Origin of the sequence: Candidatus Lariskella endosymbiont of Hedychridium roseum, assembly GCF_964020185.1 — a bacterium.
Taxonomy (GTDB): Bacteria; Pseudomonadota; Alphaproteobacteria; order Rickettsiales; family Midichloriaceae; genus Lariskella.
Window position 1 is genome coordinate 1,446,522 of sequence record NZ_OZ026538.1, and the last position, 24,199, is coordinate 1,470,720.

The 24,199-nt window shown below is 35.4% G+C and carries 26 protein-coding genes and 1 pseudogene; 13 read left to right on the forward strand and 14 right to left on the reverse strand.

Going from position 1 to position 24,199, the window contains the following annotated elements; all coding sequences use genetic code 11:
• Positions 1–42 precede the first annotated feature (42 nt).
• Positions 43–435, reverse strand: coding sequence for a transposase (locus AACK98_RS07310; RefSeq protein WP_339042673.1), 393 nt, complete (start codon positions 433–435; stop codon positions 43–45).
• 60 nt (positions 436–495) lie between these two features.
• On the opposite strand from AACK98_RS07310, the gene AACK98_RS07315 reads away from it, so the two are divergent.
• A protein-coding gene (locus tag AACK98_RS07315; protein ID WP_339040258.1) for an IS630 family transposase occupies positions 496–1,366 on the forward strand; the annotation gives its coding sequence in 2 pieces (ribosomal slippage) (positions 496–819 and positions 821–1,366; 870 coding nt in all).
• Here the strand turns inward: AACK98_RS07315 and AACK98_RS07320 are convergent.
• Positions 1,363–2,313: an MFS transporter gene (locus tag AACK98_RS07320; protein ID WP_339041121.1), complete on the reverse strand. Its 951-nt coding sequence runs from the start codon at positions 2,311–2,313 to the stop codon at positions 1,363–1,365. The genes AACK98_RS07315 and AACK98_RS07320 overlap by 4 nt on opposite strands.
• A gap of 111 nt (positions 2,314–2,424) precedes the next feature.
• On the opposite strand from AACK98_RS07320, the gene AACK98_RS07325 reads away from it, so the two are divergent.
• Positions 2,425–2,808 carry a hypothetical protein gene (locus tag AACK98_RS07325; protein ID WP_339041123.1) on the forward strand — a complete coding sequence of 128 codons (384 nt, stop codon included), beginning with the start codon at positions 2,425–2,427 and terminating at the stop codon, positions 2,806–2,808.
• A 31-nt stretch (positions 2,809–2,839) separates the two neighbouring features.
• Here AACK98_RS07325 and AACK98_RS07330 read toward each other — a convergent pair whose 3' ends face one another.
• Both AACK98_RS07330 and AACK98_RS07335 read right to left on the reverse strand, forming a co-directional pair.
• The gene (locus tag AACK98_RS07330; RefSeq protein ID WP_339040270.1) at positions 2,840–3,118 is read right to left on the reverse strand and encodes an IS1 family transposase; all 279 of its coding nucleotides are present in this window, start codon (positions 3,116–3,118) and stop codon (positions 2,840–2,842) included.
• A complete protein-coding gene (locus tag AACK98_RS07335; RefSeq protein ID WP_339041124.1) occupies positions 3,081–3,497 on the reverse strand; it encodes a hypothetical protein in 417 nt (138 codons plus the stop codon). The genes AACK98_RS07330 and AACK98_RS07335 overlap by 38 nt, the downstream gene beginning before the upstream one ends.
• A 320-nt stretch (positions 3,498–3,817) precedes the next feature.
• On the opposite strand from AACK98_RS07335, the gene AACK98_RS07340 reads away from it, so the two are divergent.
• A complete protein-coding gene (locus AACK98_RS07340; RefSeq protein ID WP_339040242.1) occupies positions 3,818–4,591 on the forward strand; it encodes an IS982 family transposase in 774 nt (257 codons plus the stop codon).
• A 122-nt stretch (positions 4,592–4,713) separates the two neighbouring features.
• Positions 4,714–5,610 (forward strand): monodechloroaminopyrrolnitrin synthase PrnB family protein, encoded by an 897-nt coding sequence (locus AACK98_RS07345; RefSeq protein WP_339041126.1) that lies wholly within the window; start codon positions 4,714–4,716, stop codon positions 5,608–5,610.
• 482 nt (positions 5,611–6,092) lie between these two features.
• Here the strand turns inward: AACK98_RS07345 and AACK98_RS07350 are convergent, their stop codons facing one another.
• The 7 genes from AACK98_RS07350 to AACK98_RS07380 form a co-directional block, all read right to left on the reverse strand.
• Positions 6,093–6,773: a phosphatidylserine decarboxylase gene (locus AACK98_RS07350; RefSeq protein ID WP_339041128.1), complete on the reverse strand. Its 681-nt coding sequence runs from the start codon at positions 6,771–6,773 to the stop codon at positions 6,093–6,095.
• Between the two features lie 737 nt (positions 6,774–7,510).
• Positions 7,511–8,023, reverse strand: coding sequence for a translation initiation factor IF-3 (gene infC, locus AACK98_RS07355; RefSeq protein WP_339042675.1), 513 nt, complete (start codon positions 8,021–8,023; stop codon positions 7,511–7,513).
• 64 nt (positions 8,024–8,087) lie between these two features.
• Entirely contained in the window at positions 8,088–9,998 is a 1,911-nt protein-coding gene (thrS, locus tag AACK98_RS07360; RefSeq protein ID WP_339041130.1) for a threonine--tRNA ligase, read from the reverse strand.
• A 5-nt stretch (positions 9,999–10,003) separates the two neighbouring features.
• Complete coding sequence (locus tag AACK98_RS07365) at positions 10,004–11,305, reverse strand: amino acid carrier protein (protein WP_339042677.1); 1,302 nt, start codon at positions 11,303–11,305, stop codon at positions 10,004–10,006.
• Between the two features lie 702 nt (positions 11,306–12,007).
• Positions 12,008–12,325 carry a hypothetical protein gene (locus AACK98_RS07370; RefSeq protein ID WP_339041132.1) on the reverse strand — a complete coding sequence of 106 codons (318 nt, stop codon included), beginning with the start codon at positions 12,323–12,325 and terminating at the stop codon, positions 12,008–12,010.
• 483 nt (positions 12,326–12,808) lie between these two features.
• A complete protein-coding gene (gene dapE / locus AACK98_RS07375) occupies positions 12,809–13,960 on the reverse strand; it encodes a succinyl-diaminopimelate desuccinylase (RefSeq protein WP_339041134.1) in 1,152 nt (383 codons plus the stop codon).
• Positions 13,961–14,283: 323 nt separating this feature from the next.
• On the reverse strand, positions 14,284–14,604 hold the full coding sequence (locus AACK98_RS07380) for a hypothetical protein (protein WP_339041137.1): 321 nt from the start codon (positions 14,602–14,604) through the stop codon (positions 14,284–14,286).
• A 199-nt stretch (positions 14,605–14,803) separates the two neighbouring features.
• Here AACK98_RS07380 and ppa point away from each other — a divergent pair, with 199 nt between their 5' ends.
• The 7 genes and pseudogenes from ppa to thiD all read left to right on the forward strand — a co-directional run bounded on the left by ppa (position 14,804) and on the right by thiD (position 22,098).
• Positions 14,804–15,355: an inorganic diphosphatase gene (gene ppa / locus AACK98_RS07385; protein ID WP_339041139.1), complete on the forward strand. Its 552-nt coding sequence runs from the start codon at positions 14,804–14,806 to the stop codon at positions 15,353–15,355.
• Positions 15,356–15,532: 177 nt separating this feature from the next.
• Positions 15,533–16,279 (forward strand): rhodanese-related sulfurtransferase, encoded by a 747-nt coding sequence (locus AACK98_RS07390; RefSeq protein WP_339041141.1) that lies wholly within the window; start codon positions 15,533–15,535, stop codon positions 16,277–16,279.
• Positions 16,276–17,574 carry a hemolysin family protein gene (locus tag AACK98_RS07395; RefSeq protein ID WP_339041143.1) on the forward strand — a complete coding sequence of 433 codons (1,299 nt, stop codon included), beginning with the start codon at positions 16,276–16,278 and terminating at the stop codon, positions 17,572–17,574. The genes AACK98_RS07390 and AACK98_RS07395 overlap by 4 nt, the downstream gene beginning before the upstream one ends.
• A 347-nt stretch (positions 17,575–17,921) precedes the next feature.
• Complete coding sequence (gene ftsY / locus AACK98_RS07400) at positions 17,922–18,869, forward strand: signal recognition particle-docking protein FtsY (RefSeq protein ID WP_339041145.1); 948 nt, start codon at positions 17,922–17,924, stop codon at positions 18,867–18,869.
• Positions 18,870–19,334: 465 nt separating this feature from the next.
• Positions 19,335–20,328: pseudogene (locus tag AACK98_RS07405) on the forward strand (IS481 family transposase).
• A gap of 109 nt (positions 20,329–20,437) precedes the next feature.
• Positions 20,438–21,217 (forward strand): thiamine-phosphate kinase, encoded by a 780-nt coding sequence (gene thiL, locus AACK98_RS07410; protein WP_339041147.1) that lies wholly within the window; start codon positions 20,438–20,440, stop codon positions 21,215–21,217.
• On the forward strand, positions 21,214–22,098 hold the full coding sequence (thiD, locus tag AACK98_RS07415; protein ID WP_339041150.1) for a bifunctional hydroxymethylpyrimidine kinase/phosphomethylpyrimidine kinase: 885 nt from the start codon (positions 21,214–21,216) through the stop codon (positions 22,096–22,098). The genes thiL and thiD overlap by 4 nt, the downstream gene beginning before the upstream one ends.
• 26 nt (positions 22,099–22,124) lie before the next feature.
• Here the strand turns inward: thiD and AACK98_RS07420 are convergent, their stop codons facing one another.
• From AACK98_RS07420 to AACK98_RS07430, 3 genes are all read right to left on the reverse strand, one after another.
• The gene (locus tag AACK98_RS07420) at positions 22,125–22,403 is read right to left on the reverse strand and encodes an IS1 family transposase (protein ID WP_339041152.1); all 279 of its coding nucleotides are present in this window, start codon (positions 22,401–22,403) and stop codon (positions 22,125–22,127) included.
• On the reverse strand, positions 22,366–22,842 hold the full coding sequence (locus AACK98_RS07425; RefSeq protein ID WP_339041154.1) for a hypothetical protein: 477 nt from the start codon (positions 22,840–22,842) through the stop codon (positions 22,366–22,368). Before AACK98_RS07425 ends, AACK98_RS07420 begins: the two co-directional genes overlap by 38 nt.
• Positions 22,843–22,944: 102 nt before the next feature.
• Positions 22,945–23,328, reverse strand: coding sequence for a hypothetical protein (locus tag AACK98_RS07430; RefSeq protein WP_339041157.1), 384 nt, complete (start codon positions 23,326–23,328; stop codon positions 22,945–22,947).
• Between the two features lie 289 nt (positions 23,329–23,617).
• Here AACK98_RS07430 and AACK98_RS07435 point away from each other — a divergent pair, with 289 nt between their 5' ends.
• Together AACK98_RS07435 and AACK98_RS07440 are read left to right on the forward strand one after the other, a co-directional pair.
• Positions 23,618–23,905, forward strand: a complete 288-nt coding sequence (locus AACK98_RS07435; RefSeq protein WP_339041159.1) for a hypothetical protein — start codon at positions 23,618–23,620, stop codon at positions 23,903–23,905.
• Entirely contained in the window at positions 23,812–24,180 is a 369-nt protein-coding gene (locus tag AACK98_RS07440; protein ID WP_339042679.1) for an IS1 family transposase, read from the forward strand. The genes AACK98_RS07435 and AACK98_RS07440 overlap by 94 nt, the downstream gene beginning before the upstream one ends.
• The last annotated feature ends 19 nt before the right edge of the window (positions 24,181–24,199 follow it).

Below are 24,199 nucleotides of genomic sequence, written 5' to 3' on the forward strand. Positions count from 1 at the left end.
GTTCCTGTTTGTTTTTAAATATCTTTCGGTTAATAACTCACCTTACGCAAGAGCATTATTTTTGCGTAAATTTATCAATTCATTCATAGATGCTATATTCGCTGCTACTAACAATTTATATTTAATAGCAAAATGATTGGTTGCAGTGGCAACCTTTATAATTTCTAACTTGCAAAATGCTACGATTGAAGCAAATATATGGTTTGCTTGAGATCGCATCTTTTTCGTTGGAGATTTTGCCAAGCTTGTATTTTCTTTGATAGATTTGTGATATTCCTCAATTCTCCATCGTTTTTGATAGATTTCGTACAAATAGGCAGCATCATGTTCTGTATCATTAGAAGCAAGGTATAGAATACCAGTTGATCCGTCCTCGTTTATGAAAACTTTTTTGATTAGTAAAACTTCAAAAGATATAGCATAAGTGACTAAGATACTGACAAAAGTTAGGAATTAAGATATAAAAAGTGAGTATGAAATAAAAAGCATAAAATTATGGCAAGAGCATATCCAATAGAACTTAGGGTAAGAGTAATAGAAGCATTAGAAAATGGTGCAAGAATCACTAAAGTGAGTAAACTATTTAGAGTGAGTCGTGATACTATCTATAAGTGGAAAATTCTGCAAGATAAGCACGGTTCTTTGAAAGCAGCAAGTGGTTATCAAAAAGGTCACAGTCATAAGATCAAAAATCTAGAAGATTTTAAAGAATTTTTTGAATTAAATATTGCTATGACATCAAAAGAACTAGCAAAGAAGTGGTGTAATATATCACCTACAACGATCTTACAGGCGATAAAAAAACTTGGTTATAGCTATAAAAAAAACTCATCTTCATCCGAAAAGAGATATTCCGTTAAGACATGAATTTATTGAAAAGATAAAAACCATCACAAGAGATAAAATAGTATATCTTGATGAATCTGGAATAGAAGATAATGCTTGTAAAGGATATGGTTGTAGTATTTTAGGAGAAAGGTGCTATGGGGAAAAGGTGTATCAACATAAAACTAGAATAAGTATGATAGCTGGTCTTTGTAATTGTAATCTTATTGCTCCCGTAATATTTGAGGGTAATTGCAATAAAGAGGTCTTTGAAGCTTATATTAGGGAGATGTTAATTAAAGAATTAAAACCTGGACAAACTGTTGTTATGGATAACATTAACTTCCATAAGAATCCTAAAGTGAAAGAGTTAATTGAATCTGTGGGTTGTTACATATTATTTTTACCAACTTACTCTCCTGATTTAAATCCTATAGAGCATTACTGGTTTAAGATAAAAAATGAAATTAGAAAAACTATAGATTTATTTGATACTCTTTATGATGCTGTTTTTAATACAATTAAATTGTCAGCACCTTAGTCACTTATGCTATACTTTATTGCCCATAAGAAACTAATCACTGATGGAGTATATATGGTCAAAACAGCATAATGTCCTATGCATTCAGTTAGAAGAATAACACTAAATGAAACTATTAATATTGAGAAAGCAACAGATACTCCAAATGTTGTTGCTATCATTACAAAGCGCCTAGCAATAGGTATATGCTTAAAACAGGCAATTTCTACTCCAAATGATAATGCAGTAGGGAGAAGCATTATAAGTTGTAAACACGTTAATGAAATAACACTCGAAGCATGATCAAGACAATATGGCAGGAATGGCAATAAAACACAAAATAACAAAGTAAATATACTAGCAATTTTTACAGGATGATATTTTTTAAGAAAGAATACTGCAAATGACACTATAAGTATTATCATTATATGAACTCTCAAGTTTTGATTAATAACCTGTTCATAGCTCATTCCCAAAACTTCTTTCATAAAATTGCCCATGTAGATAAATGTCATATAAAAACAAACCGATGACATTGATACTGCAAAGCAATATGCTAAAATAATCTTTTTATCCGCTTTTTTCTTATATACATATAAATTCTCTGCTATATTTGGATTTTGCTTACTTATTTCTGCTTTTATCTTCATCCTGAGTCTGAAGTCTACAAACTCAGGAGTCTCTCTAAGCCTCATTCTAGCAACGAAACCAACAACAGCTATTATAGCTCCTATCCAAAAAGCAATTCTCCAGTTAAAATCCATGGAAATAGCAAACGAAGCAACAGTTAAAGCAAATAACCCTCCAGCTTTTGAAGCTATACTAATGATACCATTACATACATATCTATATGGCTGCTTTATAGTTTCTGCTAAATAAAGCTGCGCTCCAACAATCTCTCCTAAAGAAGAAAATCCTTGCAACATCCTACATATTACCATTGTAATAGTTGCGGTGAGAGTTTTCACAATTAGATAGAAGTATGATATGATCACTTTTTTAAAAACTAAAGAGTGGTTTTATGGTTTGTTGTAATGGATGTTGCTCTGATATCTTTGTAAAGAATGGCATTGTGAGGGGTGTACAGCGTTATAAGTGCAGATCATGTTCTAAATTTTGTTGAGGGCGATCTGGGCAAGAAGCCTCAAACAGCTGTTAAGAAAGCATTATGCGTTATGCTATATAGTCTTGGTAATGGCTCTTTTTCTATGTTAGGCAAGATATTAGGGCATTCGCCGTCCATAATTTATCGCTGGGTAGTAGAGGCGATGGGCAAGACTCAGGAGCCAGTTGTCTCTTCGGATATTATGGAGATGGAATTCGACGAGATGTGGCATTTTATTGGTTCAAAAAAAACAAGCTTTGGATCATTAAGGCAGTTGATCGTAGTACAAGGAGAACCGTTGCCTGGGTTACAGGCAATCGTGATACTGCAACATTCCAAAAGCTCTACAACAAAGTGAGTCATCTGAAAGAATGTCATTTTTAGAGTTTTCACATAAAGATAGATAAGAGCTGTTCTTGATATTGTTTGAATATTTGTGTAATAGTAAGAGCGCACCAAAGCTTGATGGATCTGTATACCATTGACTCTTTTTTAGAAACGATTTTAGTGCGCCGTGTCATTCGGCATAAATGATGTCGCGTGTTGCTATTATCTCTCTCGATACATACTGTGCCAGACTTTCCAATTGTATGACGCTCTTTGGGTAAAATTTTAGAAAAAGCATCCCAATCATCCGTATAAAAATGACATTCTTTCAGATGACTCACTTTTTGTAGAGCTTTTGGAATGTTGCAGTATCACGATTGCCTGTAACCCAGGCAACTGTTCTCCTTGTACTACGATCAACTGCCTTAATGATCCAAAGCTTGTTTTTTTTGAACCAATAAAATGCCACATCTCGTCGAATTCCATCTCCATAATATCCGAAGAGACAACTGGCTCCTGAGTCTTGCCCATCACCTCTACTACCCAGCGATAAATTATGGACGGCGAATGCCCTAATATCTTGCCTAACATAGAAAAAGAGCCCTTACCAAGACTATATAGCATAACGCATAATGCTTTCTTAACAGCTGTTTGAGGCTTCTTGCCCAGATCGCCCTCAACAAAATTTAGAACATGATCTGCACTTATAACGCTGTACACCCCCTCACAATGCCATTCTTTACAAAGATATCAGAGCAACATCCCTTACAACAAACCATAAAACCACTCTTTAGTTTTTAAAAAAGTGATCATATCATACTTCTATCTAACCCCAGTTCGACGTAAGGAATAGAGAAATAAGATTAGCGGCATAAGAATGGAACCATTAGAATTCCTCCAAAACCACTACATTTTGAGGATATACCATGGTTCCCTTATTAGAGCTATACTGTTATATAGATGACTTTTGCAAGCTATTTGAAGAGCAATTGCAGAATCGAGGTTTATGCAGTGAGAGAAGATTAAGACATAGGCAATACATGCTGAGCTTATCAGAGATCATTACAATACTTGTGATGTTCCAACTTAGTCATTATCGAACATTTAAAGATTTTTATAAAGACTGTCTAAGCATACACTATGCGTCGGAATTTCCAAGATTAGTGAGTTACAATAGATTTGTTGAGCTTATGAAGCATGCTGTTGTGCCACAGATGGTTATGCTACGCTCTTTATCTGGAAGTAAGACTGGTAAATACTATATTGATTCAACAAAGCTTGAGGTTTGTCATAATATGCGCATAAGAAGACACAAAGTTTTCAAAGATATAGCAAAACGTGGGAAAACATCAACTGGTTGGTTCTTTGGATTTAAATTGCATATTATCATGAATGATTGTGGTGAAATTATTAATATATCAATAACACCTGGTAATAAAGATGATAGAGCAGTTGTAGAGAATCTTGCACGCAACTTGAAAGGATGGCTGTTTGGAGATCGTGGATATATATGCAAGAACATAGCTAAAAAGCTACGTGCTCAAGGTTTAGAGCTAATTACTAGACTTAAGAAAAACATGAAAGAAAAGCTATATTCTGAAGCTCAAAAATCCTTTTTAAACAAGCGTAACTTTATTGAAACAGCTATAGGACAACTGAAGAATATCTGTCATATACAGCACACAAGGCATAGATCAACAACTAATTTCTTAGCTAACTTATTTGCTGGAATAACTGCTTATACTTTAAAACCAAATAAACCAGCAGTCTCATGGAAAAATAAAATAATAAACTTAGCTCTTATATCGAACTGAGGTTATCTAATTGTGAAAACTCTCGAAAAATTAAATTATAAGAAAAGATTAGTTTGATAAAAAGTCATAATACCAATGCTTTCATAAAGATTTAGTCAACTGCATAGCTATAGGTTATTTGTATGGAGACGGCATTAACTTACTCTAAATATGTATCATCTCTCGATCCACTTTACTTTGATGAGCTTGTTTCTCTAATACACGATTCTAATGCACAAAAAAACTCAAGTGAACTCATTAGAATACTAAAAACTCTAGCAGAGAGAGCTGCTATCAGAGATTTTAATTATTATGAAAAAATAGCAGCCATACGTGATATTGGTATCTTGCTAGGCTCTTTAATAAGACTAGACATACAACCATGTTATATTTTACCATGGCTACCTGATGTACTGATGAAATTTGCAAAAGACACAGATTTTCCGCCTAGAGATACTATATTACACTATACAATTTTCAACCCGCAAAATGCTCGTATTCGTTCATATACCGGCCTCTCAGACGAGCTATTGTTCATTCAGAATATACGCTCTGGAGTATCTGATATTATGACAGTAATGCATGAACTAGTCATTCTGTACACAATCTCACCACTTGATGAGGAATTTACATTATGCGCAGAAAATATCTTGGCAAAACTCACTGTATCGCTATATAAGTGCTTAGCATTGACTGCTCAAGTTGCCTCTCCAGAAGTCGCCGCAAATAAATTAATGCACTTCTATCAAGAGTTAACTATAGATAATCAAAAGTATTGTTGGGTCCACTTAATACAGGCCTGTATTTGCATCTTTGATCATATATTATGGAGCTGTTCAATTGCAGAAGAATTGTCTATTCAAGAACAGAAAATAGACTTACTATACATGTTTCCTGAATTGCGACAGATTTATAAAAGATTTATAGATATGCCAGATTTAATAACAAAGTTTTCTCACTTGACTAAAGGAAAAACACATTTAGAGATTGTGCAAAAAAATCATAAATTGCTTACTCACATACTAAATTATCTTAATTGATCCTAAGAAATCTCCTATACAAGCAGATAATGACACTTCTTTAGATGATCAAAAAAGTAAATTTAACTCTAGCGATATATTAATTCCTAATCATCAATTATTTTTTGCTAAAAAACAGGAAGCTGCAATGAGATTAAGAAATCTCATCCGCTAATCCTGAATACCATTTCTCACATATAAAGCTTGAGAGAGTGTGGAAGTATATGGCCAAAGAAGGTGGAGAGATTATATATTAAAAGCAAAATCAGCAACATGCTAAACCATTTGGAATTTGCGAGCTAAAGATATAGCTAAAGCAGCATAAAAAAGTCATGTTATACTTTGTACTTTTGATAAATTTTAAGTCAGCCTCTCCCATAAAATAGAGTTATATTGCTGATTTCAAATGAATAAAAACTTATTCTAAATACTGCTTGCCATACATACTTTATAGTGCTTTAGCTATGGCATTTTGAAATATGACGAGTATTATTAGTCATTTTCTACTTTTTAGCTAATCTATTTTTGAAGTCTGCTATAATAGTCTCGCCGCCAGTCATTCTTTGTTTTTCTAACACTTGCAGTTGAACATCAATCGGAAGATAAATATCAACTCTACTACCAAACCTAATGATTCCAAATCTTTGACCAGTATCTACAGCATCATCCTTTTTCAAGTCACATACTATTCTACGAGCAATTAGCCCTGCTATCTGCACTATAGCGATTTCATTCCCATCTTTAGTTTCTATAAGTATTGATTGACGCTCATTATATTCGCTTGCTTTGTCTAGCGATGCGTTGAAAAACTTTCCAGGATTATAATGCAACTCCTTTACTCTTCCTGCGATTGGTACGCGATTTACATGTACATCAAAAACATTCAGAAAAATGCTAATTCTTGTCATCATATGATCTCCCATGTCTAATTCTTTTGGAGGAATAGATTGAGTTATCTTTTGCACAACACCATCAGCTGGACTGACTACAATATCGGGATCTTCAAACGTTACACGTTCGGGATCTCTAAAGAAAAATACACACCATAAAGTAAGAATCAATCCGCAATACCCTAATGTACTCGAGATTGCAAATAATATAACTGTTCCTAGCAAGAAGAGTATGATAAATATATATCCCTCTTTATGTATACTTGGAATATAATCTTTAATGCTATCAAACATACGACCTCTTAAAAAGATTTAAAAAACGTGGCAACCTACAAGAAATTGATCTATTTTCACTAATATACATAAATATATTAAGAGTATATTTTAGACAAAATTGATATCATACTTGATGTAATTTTTTACATACTAAAGAAATAAGACTTTCTGGTCTGCTCGTCAAAAATCGATTTGCTACGCAAATAAATTTTTGTGGAAAGTTAAATATACAAAAATTAGCTTTTAGGCGCGACCCTGCTCTAATTTTTGGATATATTAATTACGTACTTGCAAATATACTTAGGTACTGCCGGCAAAGCCACTTGTGCAGAACTTTGCGGCCTAATTTTCAAGTATTACTTCATTGATTCCTTCGCAAAGATATATAATATTTGACTTAGAAATTAACTTGTACTCTAAAAAATCATGCCATTAAAATTCACGTGCGTGCACTTTGCAAGCAGTATCTAACAAAAGCCATAAGGTTTTTGGCAATTTTGCCACTTTTTCTGCTGGACTTTCGGCGCATCATAATTGCTTGCAACAAGAACATAAATCTTCACCTCCGAGAGTTACAACGCAGGCGACTTTCTATTTGCAATACATTCACTCGACTTCTTTGAGTTTCTAGGCTTATTCTAAAACTACAAAACACAGTAACTTAAGGTCAGTTATGACTCATTATTAAAGACATAACAACGAACTTATAAGCAATATCATGCTCAGATCTCATATATAGCTTTACATCTTAAGTATTACTTAGGAACGATAATCATATATATCTGTTTTCCTTCCATCTTAGGTGTAGACTCTATTTTCGCAAATTCATCAACGTCATTTTGGAACCTTTGCATCAAGCTAAATCCCACCTCTTGGTGAGTAATTTCACGCCCTTTAAACATGAGTGAAATCTTCACTTTGTTTCCTTCCTTGATAAACTTCTGCGCACTGCGGATCTTCACTGCGTAATCGCCAATATCTATATTTGGCCTCAGCTTTAATTCCTTCACCAACACCACCTTTTGATGCTTCTTGGCTTCATGAAATTTCTTCTGCTGCTCATATCGATATTTACCGTAGTTTATCAGCCTGCAGACAGGAGGAGAAGCATTTGGCGAAATCTCCACAAGATCCAATCCTCTTTGTCTTGCAATATTTAGAGCTTCACGCGGTGCAATCACACCTACCATATCTCCATTTTCATCTATCAACCGCACTTCATCAGCCTTAATCTGCTCGTTAACGCGGATATCCAGTTTACTGCTTATGACTTCCTCTCATTATTTAAATTAAAAACTTCAGCTATAAACATTATGTCAAATAACAAGCTATTTACCTGGGTATATTGCTCATTTCAATAAATTGCAACATAAAATCATCCAATGAAAGCTCTATGTTAGAATCTTCTCCAAGTCGTCTCATACATACTGTACGATTTACTGCCTCTTTGTTCCCAATGGTGAGAATCACTGGAACTTTAGCGAGCGAGTGCGATCTAACTTTATAACCGAGGGTTTCGGCGCTGGAGTCTAATATAGCACGTATCTTGTGTTCTCGCAAAAATGAAAATACTTCTTCGGCATAATTTTCAGCACTGCTTGATACAGTAGCAATCACTACTTGGATCGGTGCAAGCCAAATTGGTAATTTCCCTATATAATGTTCAAGCAAAATTCCTATAAACCGCTCTAAAGAACCAAAAACAGCTCTATGTAACATGACGGGAGTATGCTTCTGCCCATCTTGTCCTATATAACTAGCTCCAAGTCTATATGGCAAGTTAAAATCTACTTGCAATGTTCCAAGTTGCCAGTCACGACCAATTGCATCCTTCAAAACGAATTCTATTTTAGGGCCATAAAATGCTCCTTCTCCACTGTTAATTACATAGTCCAGATTCAGTTCTTGAATCGCAGCAAGCAGTGCAGTTTCTGCATTATCCCAACTCTCATCAGATCCTATTCTTTTTGATGGTCTGTCAGAAAGTTTAATTCTAACATCTTTGAATCCAAAATCTCTATAAATACTAAGGACCAAACGACAAACAGAGAGACACTCCTCATGCATTTGTTCTGGCGTGCAGAATATGTGTGCATCATCTTGAGTAAATGCTCTAACTCTCATTAAACCATGCAATGCGCCGGATGGTTCATATCTATGCACTTTCCCAAATTCCGAAAGACGTAGCGGCAAATCTTTATAACTAGTCAACCCACATTTAAAAACTTGCACACCGCCTGGACAATTCATTGGACGTACAGCATAAGTTCTTTCGTCTGCAGCACTGGCAGTAAACATATTCTCGCTAAACTTTTCCCAGTGTCCTGATTTCTCCCAAAGACTTCTGTCAATAATTTCTGGAGTACTGACCTCGTTATATCCAGCAGCATTCTGCTTTTCTCTCATATAATTTACCAAAAGCTGAAATAATGTCCAACCTTTTGGATGCCAGAATACAGCCCCTGGTGCCTCTTCTTGAAGGTGGAATAAGCCCATCTCTTGACCTATTTTTCTATGATCACGCAGCTTTGCTTCTTCCAAAAAATTTAGATATTCTTGCAGTTGTTCTTCTTTAGAGAATGCAGTGCCATATATCCTTTGCAGCATCTGATTTTTGCTATCACCACGCCAGTAAGCCCCAGCAACCTTCATTAACTTAAAAGCTTTCACTTTGCCTGTGGAAGGACAGTGTGGCCCTCTACAAAGATCAGCAAAATCACCTTGAAAATAAAAACTTAATTCCTCATGAGCTGGAATATCTTTTATAATTTCGACCTTATAATCTTCTCCTTTATCCTGAAAATACTTTATGGCCTCTGCTCTTGTCATGACAACACGAGTGATTTTCTCATTTTGCTTCACTATACTACGCATTTCAGATTCAATCGCAATTAAATCGTCAGTAGTAAACGCATCCGTCCTCACAAAATCATAATAAAAGCCGTTCTCAACTACAGGCCCTATAGTAACCTGCACGTCAGGATAAAGCTTCTTCACAGCCTGTGCAAGGATATGTGCTGCGCTATGCCTTACTACATCCAAAGCTTCAATACTATCCTCGGTGATAATTGATATAATAGCATCATCGTTTAAGGTATGACTTAAATCTTTAATGACACCATTCACTCCAATCGCAATGGCCTTTTTTCCAAGACTCTTGCTAATATTTTCCGCAATTGTAAAACCTGTAACAGGAGAATTAAAACTTCTTACACTGCCATCTTGTAACGTAATGTTTATCATAATTACTATAAAAACTTTATATCTTTACGAAGCTTGAACACACCTAAAATGTTGATTAACATCAATAACCCACCGGAAACACTCATTACAAGGATCACTTTCTCCTGCGTTTGAAAGGAAAACACTATGAAAGCAAACATAGAGTATATTATGTAAACAACTTTTCCAAATTTAGGACTGATAAACTGCGCACATTTTTGTCCTACTACAAGATAACCCACAATAGTAGTATATGCAGCAACAAAAAATAAACACATTGTAAAAATATCTATGTGAGCTATATAATCTGAAAGCGCTACTGATATATACTCCGAAGGCTGAAGATTTTCAGCTTGCCACACACCAGTTAGCAACGCTATCAAAATAGTAATCGTACAAATGAATGAATCAGTAAACAGACCAAATATAGCCATTCTTGCCTGTCTTTCAGGATATAGCGTTTGTGTTTCACTTTGCACAGTAGAATCATAACCTATTCCAATATCTCCAGAATAAACTGCTCTGGAAACTCCATAGTGCGCAGCAAGTAATATTGTACTGCCAACGAATCCTCCAACTGGGGCATGACCTGAGAATGCAGACTGCACAATCACCTTCAGCACTGATGGCAATTCAGCTGCATGATCAAATATAACCCAAAGACCGATCAAAACGTAACATATTATAAAAGGAGGCATCAAAGTAGAACATATATTTGCAAGTCTGGAAACCCCGCCAATCGCAGCAAGCATTACTAGCACAAGCAATACACCAATCACCAAATAACGATTGCTACCAGTTGTGCTAACTATCGTATCTGTGACAATTAAGAACTGTGCGACCTCAGCCCCATATATGCAAAGCAGTATGCAAACTATATAAGACAAAAATTTATTTCCAAATGCAGTTTGCAGGTAATACATCGGGCCACCATTATACCCACCTTTATTATCTGAAACTCTATATTTAATACCAAGATATATTTCAGAATACTTAACAAGCATCCCACAAAATGATGCCATCCAAAGCCACACCAGGCTTCCAGGCCCACCCATAGTAACTGCAGCCATTACAGTCACAATATTACCAATACCAACCATGCCACCAACCGATGCGAAGTATAGCTTTATTGGGTGCAGACCTTCTTTTCCCTTCTCTGCACACTGTATAAGTTCTTTTACATGACTGCTAATTTTAAAGACCGAACGAAATTGGAAAAACTTAGAAGAAATCGTAAAATATATACCAGAGAACAATATCACCGCCAGTGAAATATACGTCCACAGCAGATCATCAAGCAAAGATAAAAAATCAAAGAATAGATCCATAACTATTAATAATAAATTAAATAATAATAAATTAAAACATTCACTCAAATTGACTTTTCAGCATTCAGACGTATCTTTTCTTTGCAAAAAAATCTTCTATGTAATATGAAATCCATATAGGTACTGGGCTTAGAGTGATCAGAAATCCACACAACAAACACTAAGAATTTAAGTTATATAATCTGTCCATCAAAAATCGATTTGCTGCGCAAATAAATATTTTGCCGAAAGTGCAATGTACAAAAATTAGCTTTTAGGCGCGGCCCTGCGCTAATTTTCGGATATATAATTTGTCCAATACTGACAAAGATTACTTAACAAAAGCCATAAGGTTTTTGGCAACTTTGCCACTTTTCCTGCATGACTTTCGTTGCATTATAATTGCTTGCAAGCCAATATAAACCTTCTGCTTCTTAGAGTTATGACGCAGGCGACTATACTCAACATACTTTTTAAAATTGACGCCTTTAAAATGCTCCTTATGTATTTTATGTATACATATGTATATGTACTCTCATTCTTCTTGGCTCTTTTTGAAGTCTAACTTCGTATGTACATAATTAATAAATAACAACTCTTCACCTATAGGAGGTATGTGCTATAAGTTAGATGTATCTTTAGGTCATAATCCATAAAATAAGCCCTTAATCTCACTAAAAAGCTGTAAGAAAAACAGAATGCAAACATCACCAAGATATGTCTCTACCTTGGTATCACCTGTAATACAAACTCCAAATCCGCCATATGATGGATCTCCACTTGCATCTGCATATTGCACTCCATCAGAAGACCATCATCTGCAATCAATTTGCCAGACATCTTACCAGATGTATGCTCAGATCTTTTCCCATTTTTCAAGAAGCCTGTGCGAGCAGCATTTCTGCTGCGACCCACTACAGCCCCATCCATGCGAAGTCCTGTCATAGTATCTGTCTTAAGAATTCGACCTGAGTGTATTACTCTTCCTTGGAACACAGAACCATCTGGCATATGAAGTGTCAACCACGTACTCTGATCCAATTTCTTGTATTAGACCTCTTGCATAACCTGTTCCAAACTGTGATTTGATTGTCACTAAAACATAAAAACACTCACGTGGATCATTGTTTGGTGACGTTTTGCAAAAATCTACTCTATAAGAATTTCTACCTCAGAATGAGGTTATGCAAGAGGTCTATTGAATAGAAACCTTTTGAGCAGAAGAGATTATTATTCCCTGCATACTTCCAGATGTAGGTCTATGTGACGAACAACATGTTAATAATAAAAGCAAAGCGATGAGAGACTTATACACCCATACGTTTGCTTTGCCAATATTTAAGTTTGCGTATAAAAAAGTAAATACAGAGGATATTATGAAAAACACCTGCGACTTCACACAACCTGCGCGCATAATCCACTTTCTACCCATAATAATCAAATATTCCCACTGTTCTTTGTGCTATAAATTATATTTTTCTCGCGTGCAGCGCATATAAAGCAAACTTAAATATCAGAAGATATCTATATTTTTGTATTAAAAAATTTATGCAAGAAATTTTTGTATATTGCTTTCAATATCATGACATCTGACACGCTTACATGTTCATCAACTTGATGCGCAGTTTTATTAAGCAACCCAAATTCCAGCGTTGGACAATGATGCATTATAAACCTTGCATCAGATGAGCCACCAAAAGTATTGATATCAGGTTTGATCTTTGTTACTTCAAATATTGAATCTGAAAGCATATCTGAAATTGCGCTATGATCTGTGCAAAATGGCATGCTATTCATATTATAATCTAGAGAAAAATTACTGATATACTGAGAACATATGTCTCGTATTAGCTCATGGAGACTCTCACATGTATGACGATCATTGAATCTTACATTAAATTGTATACGAACAGACCCAGGTATTATATTTTCCGCACTATTTCCTATATTTATATCAGTAAACTCTAGATTTGAAGGCTCAAATTTATCAGATCCATCATCAAGTTTGTATGATTTAATAGACTGCAGAATCGGAAGCATTATATCCACAGCATTATTTGCCATACGATGATACGCGACATGTCCTTGCTTTCCATACATCATTAGAGAAAATGTGACGCTACCTCTTGCGCCAACCTTAATTATATCTCCAACACGCGCATTGCTAGTAGGCTCCCCTATGATACAAGCATCTATCTTGATATCGCGGCGCCTAAGCCATGCAATGACATCTCTTGTGCCATGAATTGCTGGCCCCTCCTCATCACCCGTTATCAACAGGCTTATCATGCCACTCTCACGTCCAGCACATTCCTTGAGATATTCACATGCAGCTGATATGAAAGCTGCTATTGCTCCTTTCATATCAACACAGCCTCTACCATAAATAACGCCATCTTCCAGCACCGCTTCAAATGGATGAAATTTCCATTTAGATATTTCACCAACTGGCACAACATCTGCATGACCAGCAAAACATAAGTTTGGCCCGGAATCTCCTATCCATGCATAAAGATTTTTAATCCTTGCGGATACATCTCCACCAAATTCGAGAATTTCACATTTAAACCCAGCGTTTATCAAAGTCTCATATAAAAAATCTATAGCTCCATCATCAAGCGGAGTAATGCTCCGAAATCTAATTAAAGATCTTAACAACTCTAAATAATCCATCATATGACGTCCTAACGCGATAAAAACACTGAATTTTAAAAAATCATAAGCATCTGCGGGTGGATTTTAGATAAAAGTGCGCAACTTTGCAACAAAAATAATAAATTCCAATGCCATTAAACAGTGCAAATCACTAATTAATGCAACACAAGTTGGAGGATTTTGAGGGAATGCTCTTTTAGAGCCCAAGTTAATTGCTGCACCTAATGTTTTAACATATTTGCAAAAGCATGAACAAAGTAATATGAAAAATGAGGAATCCAAAAAGGCTTGTACAATAACTTTGCAGGCAGTGCAATACTAATATAGCAAGAAGAGAAAAAGGTTTATGATGCAATCTCTAGTGATTCTGGCGGAAACATAGGCAAACCAGATAGGCAAATTACAACCTTTGTTGGAACTGCCGCACTATTTTGTTGTTTTTTAATAGCCTCAAGTGCAGTGATGGCCTCTACCAATTGAAAGTCAAGACCTACATATACCATATAATAACCCTTATGCTTATATCTATACCTGCCCATATAATCGATAGAAGTAAACTCTCTCAGTGTATTGTCAAAGTTAGAATTCAACTCATATGTTTTTATATTATTGAAACTCTCATTACGATCTGTATCAATTTGTGGCGTGCTATTGAGCTCAGGCATATTGTTAGTATGTAAAGAAAGTTAAAAAACTACAAACAACAGTGTAACATCTTTTAGTTTAACAAAAAATATTAGCATCCATCAAATCATTTTTATCAGCAAAACACTTCATTCAGTTTCTTGACATTAATAAAAAATTGTTTAGCATTAGCGCGTGCCCGTTTTTCATGTTTTAAAAATCGCAAAGCGAGATAATATTATGATAGTTAATTACGAAAAATTGAGCGCTGGTAGCAATCTGCCACATGAGGTTAATGTCCTAGTGGAAGTGCCAATGAACGCCGAGCCTACAAAATATGAGTTCAACTCTGATATAGGTGTTATGTTTGTCGATAGGTTTATACACACAGGTATGCGTTATCCATGCAATTACGGCTTCATACCAAACACACTCAGCGGTGACGGAGACCCTGTTGATGTTCTAGTATATGCAAATTACCCTATCATATCAGGCGCTGTAGTGACAGTAAGGCCGCTCGGGGTTCTGCTTACAGAAGACGAAAAAGGTCAAGATGAGAAGATTTTGGCTGTCCCTATTACAAAATTAGATCCATTTTTTGAGAAAGTAAAATCTTATTTGGACCTCCCGGAAAATCTGATACAACAGATAAATCACTTTTTTACACATTATAAAGCTCTTGAAAAAGGCAAATGGGTTAATATAAAGGGATGGGAAGGTGTTGCTTACGCGCAACAAATCATACAATCAGGAGCAGCTAACTTTAAAGCGCAGCAACACAGCAGATCGTAGTGCATATATAAAAACAAAGTTGTTATTTCCTTTAGTATAAATTAGATTCAGATTGAATGTATCGTTCAAAACTGTATGGGTATATAATAATTGTATAGCTCTGTTCACAGCAGCAGCACTATTAATGTTTTTGGGGAATATATAGGATAAAATTCGAGAAACCATAGAGAGATTATAATGGAACAATATACTGTAATAACGTTCTACAAATTCATTAACATAGAAAATATTCCTGAACTACAGATTCAACTATTAAAGATCTGCAAAAAGCATTCTATAAAAGGAACAATCTTAATTGCAAAAGAAGGAATTAATTCAACACTCGTTGGCAAAGAAAATAATATTGAACTATTTCTAAATAGCTTGTTCAAACAAAAATTGTTTTCTGATCTTTACGTACAGAGAAGCAAAGTCGACTTTATGCCATTTCATAAGCTCAAGGTAAAGACTAAAAACGAAATAGTGACATTTCGTGAACAAGAGTTAGATATTGCACAAGCAGGAATACATGTTGAGCCAGAAGAGTGGGATTCATTGTTGCAAAACAAAGAGGAATTTCTAGTAATTGACACTCGCAATGATTATGAGGTGGAGATCGGTACGTTTGCAAACTCGATTAACCCAAACATCAAAAATTTCACAGAGCTTAAAAATTGGCTACACTCTTTGGATATAGGACACAAAAAAAACATAGCAATGTTTTGTACTGGTGGCATTCGGTGTGAAAAATCTACCGCATATATGAAATCTCTAGGGTATAAAAATGTTTACCAACTTAAGGGTGGCATTATTAACTATCTAGCAAAAACAAGTAATAAAAGTGGTATGTGGCAAGGCGCTTGTTTCACATTTGATGACAGGAGAGCCTTAGGCACAGATTTGCAACCGCAATATAATAATGCTCACATGTATAAAAGAACATGATTCATTTCTCTTTAGATGTTCTTGTGTTGCTTGCAATTTTGATGCTAAACGCGCTTTTTGTCATGGCAGAAATTGCTATAATCACCTCCAAACAACCCAAATTAGAAGAACTGTCTAGAAAAGGAAATAGAGGCTCTAGACTTGCAATGAAGTTATCCTCAACTCCAGAGGTATTTCTATCTACTGTACAGGTAGGCATAACATTTCTAAACATTTTGATAGGGCTTTATGGAGGAACCTCTATAATCAAAGGCGTAGACAATTTTGTTGCGGAATTACCAGTGATAGGAGAATATCATCAAGCCATAAGTTATGCTAGTGTGATGATAGTGGTAACATATTTTACAGTTCTGGGAGAAGTTGCACCAAAACGTATAGCAATGCTTTATCCTGAAAAGGTAGCATCAATTGTTTCTCACAGCATGATTATTGTGACGCAAATATTATACCCTTTTGTTTGGCTAATTACAGTATCCACAAAAGCTGTGCTGTATATAATTAGAGTGAAAAAAGCACAAACACAAGTCTCGCTTGATGAAGTACGTTGTCTAATCCAGCACACTGAAGCTTCTGGTATGTTCGCAGCAACTGAGCAGGATATCTTCAAAAGAATATTGCATCTAAGTAATGCAAAAGTAGGTGCAATAATGACACCAAGAAGCAAGATGGTATGTATTAATCTTCATGATGATAGTAAAACAAATGTGTATAAGTTATCTGCATATCCGTTTAATTACTTTCCAGTGATTAACAAAGAATTGAATGATCTAATAGGGATCGTACCTGTAAAGAAATTATTAAATGTAAGAGTAACAAATGATACGCTTGAACACATAGCTAAAAAATCTAAAATCTTATACATACCTGAGGTTGCTAAGGTTAGCAAGTTAATTGAAATTTTCCGGCAAAAGCGTGCTAGAATAGCAGTGGTACTTGATGAATATGGTGATATAGAAGGGCTAGTCACTTTAAATGATATCTTAAAAATTCTAGTTGGAGATATTGCTATAGGTGTTCCTAGTATACAACCAAATATTATTAAGCAAAAAGATGGTGTATATCATGTTCAAGGCAACACTCTGATAGAAGAGATAATGACGCTACTTAATATTACAAAGCTTCCTGGAGAAGATGAGCATGAGTATAGAACACTCGCAAGCTTTATCTTAAAGCAAATGCTGAATTTTCCTAAGCTTGGTGATAGTTTCATTGCAGTTGGCTGGAGATTCACAGTTATAGGAATGGAAAACCGTAGAATAGCTAGAGTGTTGATAGAAAAGATAATAGCTGATTAGTCCTGAAATTTCTTTTAAAGATAGATTTAAATTTGTTGCAAAAGAAGCAGTGCTAATGTCTAGTCTATGCCAATAGATGTTATAGTAGTGCTAGGTTACTGCCGGCAGTGCCTAGTATCATCTAAAAAAACAATTAGTAATAATAAGTATGCTACAGAATGTATTACATATAGCTAAAGCAGCATACGAATAAAAATTATTCTAAATACTCGTTTGCCATGCCTATTTTATAGCGCTTTAGCTATATATCAATTCTGAGACATAACACTTTGTCTATACTTCTTTTTTGTCCGTGTTATTAATCAATCAATATATTGCTAATTTTAAAATGAAGCGGAGACAATTTAATGACATTTTTTAATAAACTATATTCTACCCTTGCTAAAACTTCTGGGAAGATCAGCTCTGGCGTAGGGAAAATCTTCGGACTAGGCAAATTTGATAAAGAATCACTAGCGCAAGTTGAAGAACTTTTGATAGCCTCAGATATCGGAGTTGCAAGTGCAGAACATCTAGTATCTAAACTTGCAGCAGCAAAACCAAGCGGTGTTGACCTCGAAAATGAGATAAAAACCTTATTACGTAATGAAATTAAAGAAATTTTGCTGAGCGCAAAGAAACAGCAAAGTATCTTTGACAATACTGCTGAGTATAAGCCGTATGTACTGATGATATGTGGGGTAAATGGTAATGGGAAAACTACAACTGTAGCAAAACTCGCAAAAAAATTCCAGGATCTTGGTAAAAATGTAGCAATTGCTGCTTGCGATACATTTAGAGCTGCTGCAGTTGAGCAACTAAACGAATGGGCAAATAGAATAGGATGCAGATTTATAAGTGGAAGCGAAGGTTCTGATCCTGCAAGTGTTGCGTATAAAGCATTACAAGAATCTAAAAATTTGAAACTTGATGTACTGATTATAGACACAGCAGGTAGATTGCAAAACCAAGCAAACTTAATGTCAGAGCTCGAAAAATGTAAGCGAGTCCTACAAAAACTTGATGAGTCTACTCCACATGAAATTATTTTAACGCTCGATGCTACTACAGGGCAGAATGCTATCAACCAGGTCGAACTATTTGGCAAAGCAGTAGGAGTATCTAGCCTCATCTTAACTAAACTGGACGGAAGCTCAAAAGGCGGCATCGCCATTGCACTTGCACAAAAGTTTGGGATTCCTATATGTGCAATCGGCATAGGTGAAACTCTTGATGATCTACAGGAATTTTCTCCTGAAGAATTTGCCAGTGCAATAGTCAGTCCATCCGCCAAAAGTATGAATTCTAGCTTTTGAAATTCCTTGGCACAACTTTATATTGTGTATTTTATTGCCCAGCTGATGGCATCTGTGTCAATTTGTTGTGATTTTTTATGGCAGAATGAGAAAAATGTCTGCAAAGTGTGCCTTTTTCATTAGATGGCACGCGCGCCAAAAGTCTCAAAACAAGCATAAAATAGCGCTTAGATCCGCAAAAAAAAATGTTATAATAAACGCAAAAACCTTACGGATTTAAAACACTATTTTCCAACTCTAAAGGTCATTTGATACAGCTTCTGAGACTTTTGGCGCGTACTTCTTAGAGTTTGAGACGCGGGTGACTAAAGTGTATTAGTCGACATTTTATCTTACATTTAGTAAATTAAATTAGTTATTAAATGGAGATAAGCAATGAACTTAAATCAAAAAATCATCAAACCGAAACTAGGTTTACTTGAATTGGCAAAAAGCCTTGGTAGTATATAATCTGCATGTAAGGCAATGTGTTATAGTAGAGATAGCTATTACAGATTTAAAGAACTATATGAAACGGGAGGAGAAGAAGCGCTATACGAGATAAGTCGCAAGAAGCCAATAATCGCTAATAGAGTAGATCCTGCAGTAGAAAAAGCAGTAGTTGATATGGCGATAGAGTACAGCATATGGACAACTTAGAGTATCAAATGAGCTGAAGAAGAGTGGTATACTTGTTTCTCCTGGAGGAGTAAGATCGATTTGGTTACGTAATGATTTGAATAATATCAATAAAAGATTGAAAGCCTTAGAAGCTAAGATGGCCCAAGATGGTATTATATTGACCGAAGCACAGCTGCAAGTACTAGAGAAACGCCGTAATGAAAAAGAAGCACATGGAGAAATTGAGACACAACATCCAGGTTATTTAGGTTGCCAAGACACATATTATGTAGGCAATTTCAAAGGGATAGGAAAGGTTTATGCTCAGGTATTTATTGATAGCTACAGTAGATTTGCTGATGCTAAACTGTATACTGACAAAACTGCGATTACTGCTGCTGATATGCTAAATGATCGAGTGTTACCATGGTATGAGAGTCAAGGGATACCGATGCTTCGTATTCTTACAGATCGTGGAGGAGAATATAAGGGAAATATAGAACATCATGCTTTTGAGTTATTTCTCAGTATAGAAGGTATAGAGCATACAACAACTAAAGCATATTCACCTCAAACTAATGGTATGTGTGAACGTTTTAATAAAACTATGAAACAAGAATTCTTTGATACAGCTATGCGTAAAAAGATTTATACATCATTGGATGACTTGCAATTAGATCTTGATATTTGGTTAGAATATTTCAACAATGAAAGACCTCATTCTGGTAAATATTGTTATGGAAAAACACCTATGCAAACTTTTTTGGATAGTAAAAAGTTAGCTGTGGAAAAGAATAATGAAATCTTGTATCTCAGTTACATATCTGACAGTCAAAACTTAACTGACAAGCAGATATAAAATTTATAACTGTCTGTAAGATCAAATCTTGACTTCTACAGATAATAATACTAAAGTGTTCGCCTAAAGGCGAGGGTGTTAACCCTATCCCATATAACTACATAAAGCATTGCATGTTAATTTAAGCGACATAGCAGCAATGGGAGCATCTCCAATGTATGCCATGCTTGGAATAGCTCTTCCTGTACACTATGCGCTATACGCAGATACATTCATAATAGGATTTGCAAAAGCATGCAAAGCTTCAAACGTTATTTTAATCGGTGGAGATACGACAAGATCTGCTGAGAGAATGTCTATTAGTGTTACGTTAATTGGCAAAGCTCCAGAATCTAATATTAAACTTCGCAGCACAGCAAAAATAGGTGATGTTATATGCGTTATTGGAAATTTAGGATATGCACATATAGGATTACATTCTCTTGAAAAACATGAGCCAGGTTTTGACAATTTTAAAGAGGCATTCTTAAGACCAATTGCTCGTGTTGCAGAAGGAAAGTTTTTAGGAGAGATGCAACACATAACAAGTATGATGGATATATCAGATGGTTTATACCTTGATTTAAACAAGCTATGCAAAAGTTCAGGTGTTGGAGCACAAATAGATTTGGATAAATTGCATTATGAAAAGGAGTTCAAGGCTGCTTGTAAGAGCTTAGGAATGGAATGTACTAAAACTCAACTAATAGATGTAGAAGATTATGGTCTATTATTTACCGTACCTGCCCCTGAATATAAAGAAATGGCGCAACAATTTTGTTTAAGTTTTGGCTATACTCCTATAATCATAGGGGAAATTATAAAAGATAATTGTGTAAAATTTATACACAAAAATGTTAGTAGATCACTTCAATTACAGCCTTTTTACCACTTTGGGGAAATAGCATGAAGTACAAATGTTTATCAATTGCCGGATTTGATTGTTCTGGAGGAGCGGGGATTCAAGCAGATCTCAAAACCTTTTCTGCATTTGGCTGTTACGGAATGAGTATTCTAACAGCTATGCCTATACAAAACACATGTGGTGTGAATACTTGCTTTAGTATTCCGCCACAAAGTATATCTGCACAGCTTGAAGTACTATTTGAAGATATCATCCCGGACAGCATTAAGATAGGTATGTTATTCTCATCGGAAGTAATTGAAATAGTGACTGAGTTTTTAAAACAATTTGCAAAAAATATTCCTATAGTCCTCGACCCTGTAATGGTTGCAAGAAGTGGAGATACATTGCTTAGAGACACAGCTATAGATATAATGAAGCGTAAGTTAATACCGCTTGTAACAGTAGTTACTCCAAATCTTCAGGAAGCATACGTGCTTGCAGAAAGAGTTGATGATATGGAATCTATTGCAAGAGATGTTTTGATGCTTGGACCACAGGCGGTGCTTCTGAAAGGAGGGCGTTTAGATAGTGATGATTCTAGTGATCTACTATTGGAAAGAAGTGGAAATAAAACTTGGTTAACAGGAGTAAGAGTAAAATCTAACAATATACACGGAGCAGGATGTACGCTCTCATCTGCAATTTGTGCTTGTTTATCTTTGGGTTTTCCAGTACAAGAAGCATGTAGAGTAGCCAAGAAATATCTCTCGGAAGCTATAGAAGCTTCTGCAGAATATAAAATTGGCAAGGGAAACGGTCCAGTTCATCATTTTTATCATATTTGGCCTACTATACACAAAATATATAGCGATAATAAAAGCCAAATAGATAATAATGTAAGTTCAATATATACAAAGAATATAGAAAAATTTAGAAGAGGATGAGTATTTTTTAAAAAAAATGAGAGTTTTCATATAAAGATAGATAAGAGCTGTTCTTGATATTGTTTGAATATTTGTGTAATAGTAAGAGCGCACCAAAGCTTGATGGATCCGTATACCATTGACTCTTTTTTAGAAACGATTTTAGTGCGCCGTGTCATTCGGCATAAATGATGTCGCGTGTTGCTATTATCTCTCTCGATACATACTGTGCCAGACTTTCCAATTGTATGACGCTCTTTGGGTAAAATTTTAGAAAAAGCATCCCAATCATCCGTATAAAAATGACATTCTTTCAGATGACTCACTTTTTGTAGAGCTTTTGGAATGTTGCAGTATCACGATTGCCTGTAACCCAGGCAACGGTTCTCCTTGTACTACGATCAACTGCCTTAATGATCCAAAGCTTGTTTTTTTTGAACCAATAAAATGCCACATCTCGTCGAATTCCATCTCCATAATATCCGAAGAGACAACTGGCTCCTGAGTCTTGCCCATCGCCTCTACTACCCAGCGATAAATTATGGACGGCGAATGACCTAATATCTTGCCTAACATAGAAAAAGAGCCATTACCAAGACTATATAGCATAACGCATAATGCTTTCTTAACAGCTGTTTGAGGCTTCTTGCCCAGATCGCCCTCAACAAAATTTAGAAAGCATGATCTGCACTTATAACGCTGTACACCCCTCACAATGCCATTTTTTACCAAGCTATCAGAGCAACATCCATTACAACAAACCATAAAACCACTCTTTAGTTTTTAAAAAAGTGATCATATCATATTTCTATCTAATTGTGAAAACTCTCAAAATTGCTTTAATAAGTTGTTAAAAGTATCATAATATTATGTAACTAGCTTTGGGGTCTTCGTTCCACCAACATGCAATAACTTATAATGTTTATCTCCCATAACCCACATGATATATCCTCCAAGAGGATCAAAACTAAGCCAATCACTGCTATACTTGCACCAATAAACTAACCCATATTTTTCTACCTCTTCTTTCAACTGCTCTTCACCTGATCTATCTTCACACTTTGCACCAGATTGCTCAAATAATTTCATCATTTCCCTCATATCAGAACCAAGCGGAAATTTCTTTTGTAGATCTGCATCAAATTGATCACTATCTTTATAGCGCTCGAATTGAATAGGCCGAGTATCTAGCCACTCCTTAGCATATAAATACAAGAAAAAAACAGCTATGACTATTAAAAACTTTTTCATTATTCAATCTTTAATAAATAGTTGAGAAGAATGCCGTGGTAATAAGTGGCCGGATGCTTAAGAAACTGAGAGTTTTCACAATTAGATAGAAGTATTATATTATCACTTTTTTAAAAACTAAAGAGTGGTTTTATGGTTTGTTGTAAGGGATGTTGCTCTGATATCTTTGTAAAGAATGGCATTGTGAGGGGGTGTACAGCGTTATAAGTGCAGATCATGCCTTCTAAATTTTGTTAAGGGCGATCTGGGCAAGAAGCCTCAAACAGCTGTTAAGAAAGCATTATGCGTTATGCTATATAGTCTTGGTAATGGCTCTTTTTCTATGTTATGCAAGATATTATGGCATTCGCCGTCCATAATTTATCGCTGGGTAGTAGAGGCGATGGGCAAGACTCAGGAGCCAGTTGTCTCTTCGGATATTATGGAGATGGAATTCGACGAGATGTGGCATTTTATTGGTTCAAAAAAAACAAGCTTTGGATCATTAAGGCAGTTGATCGTAGTACAAGGAGAACAGTTGCCTGGGTTACAGGCAATCGTGATACTGCAACATTCCAAAAGCTCTACAACAAAGTGAGTCATCTGAAAGAATGTCATTTTTATACGGATGATTGGGATGCTTTTTCTAAAATTTTACCCAAAGAGCGTCATACAATTGGAAAGTCTGGCACAGTATGTATCGAGAGAGATAATAGCAACACGCGACATCATTTATGCCGGATGACACGGCGCACTAAAATCGTTTCTAAAAAAGAGTCAATGGTATACGGATCCATCAAGCTTTGGTGCGCTCTTACTATTACACAAATATTCAAACAATATCAAGAACAGCTCTTATCTATCTTTATATGAAAACTCTCAAAAATACTAT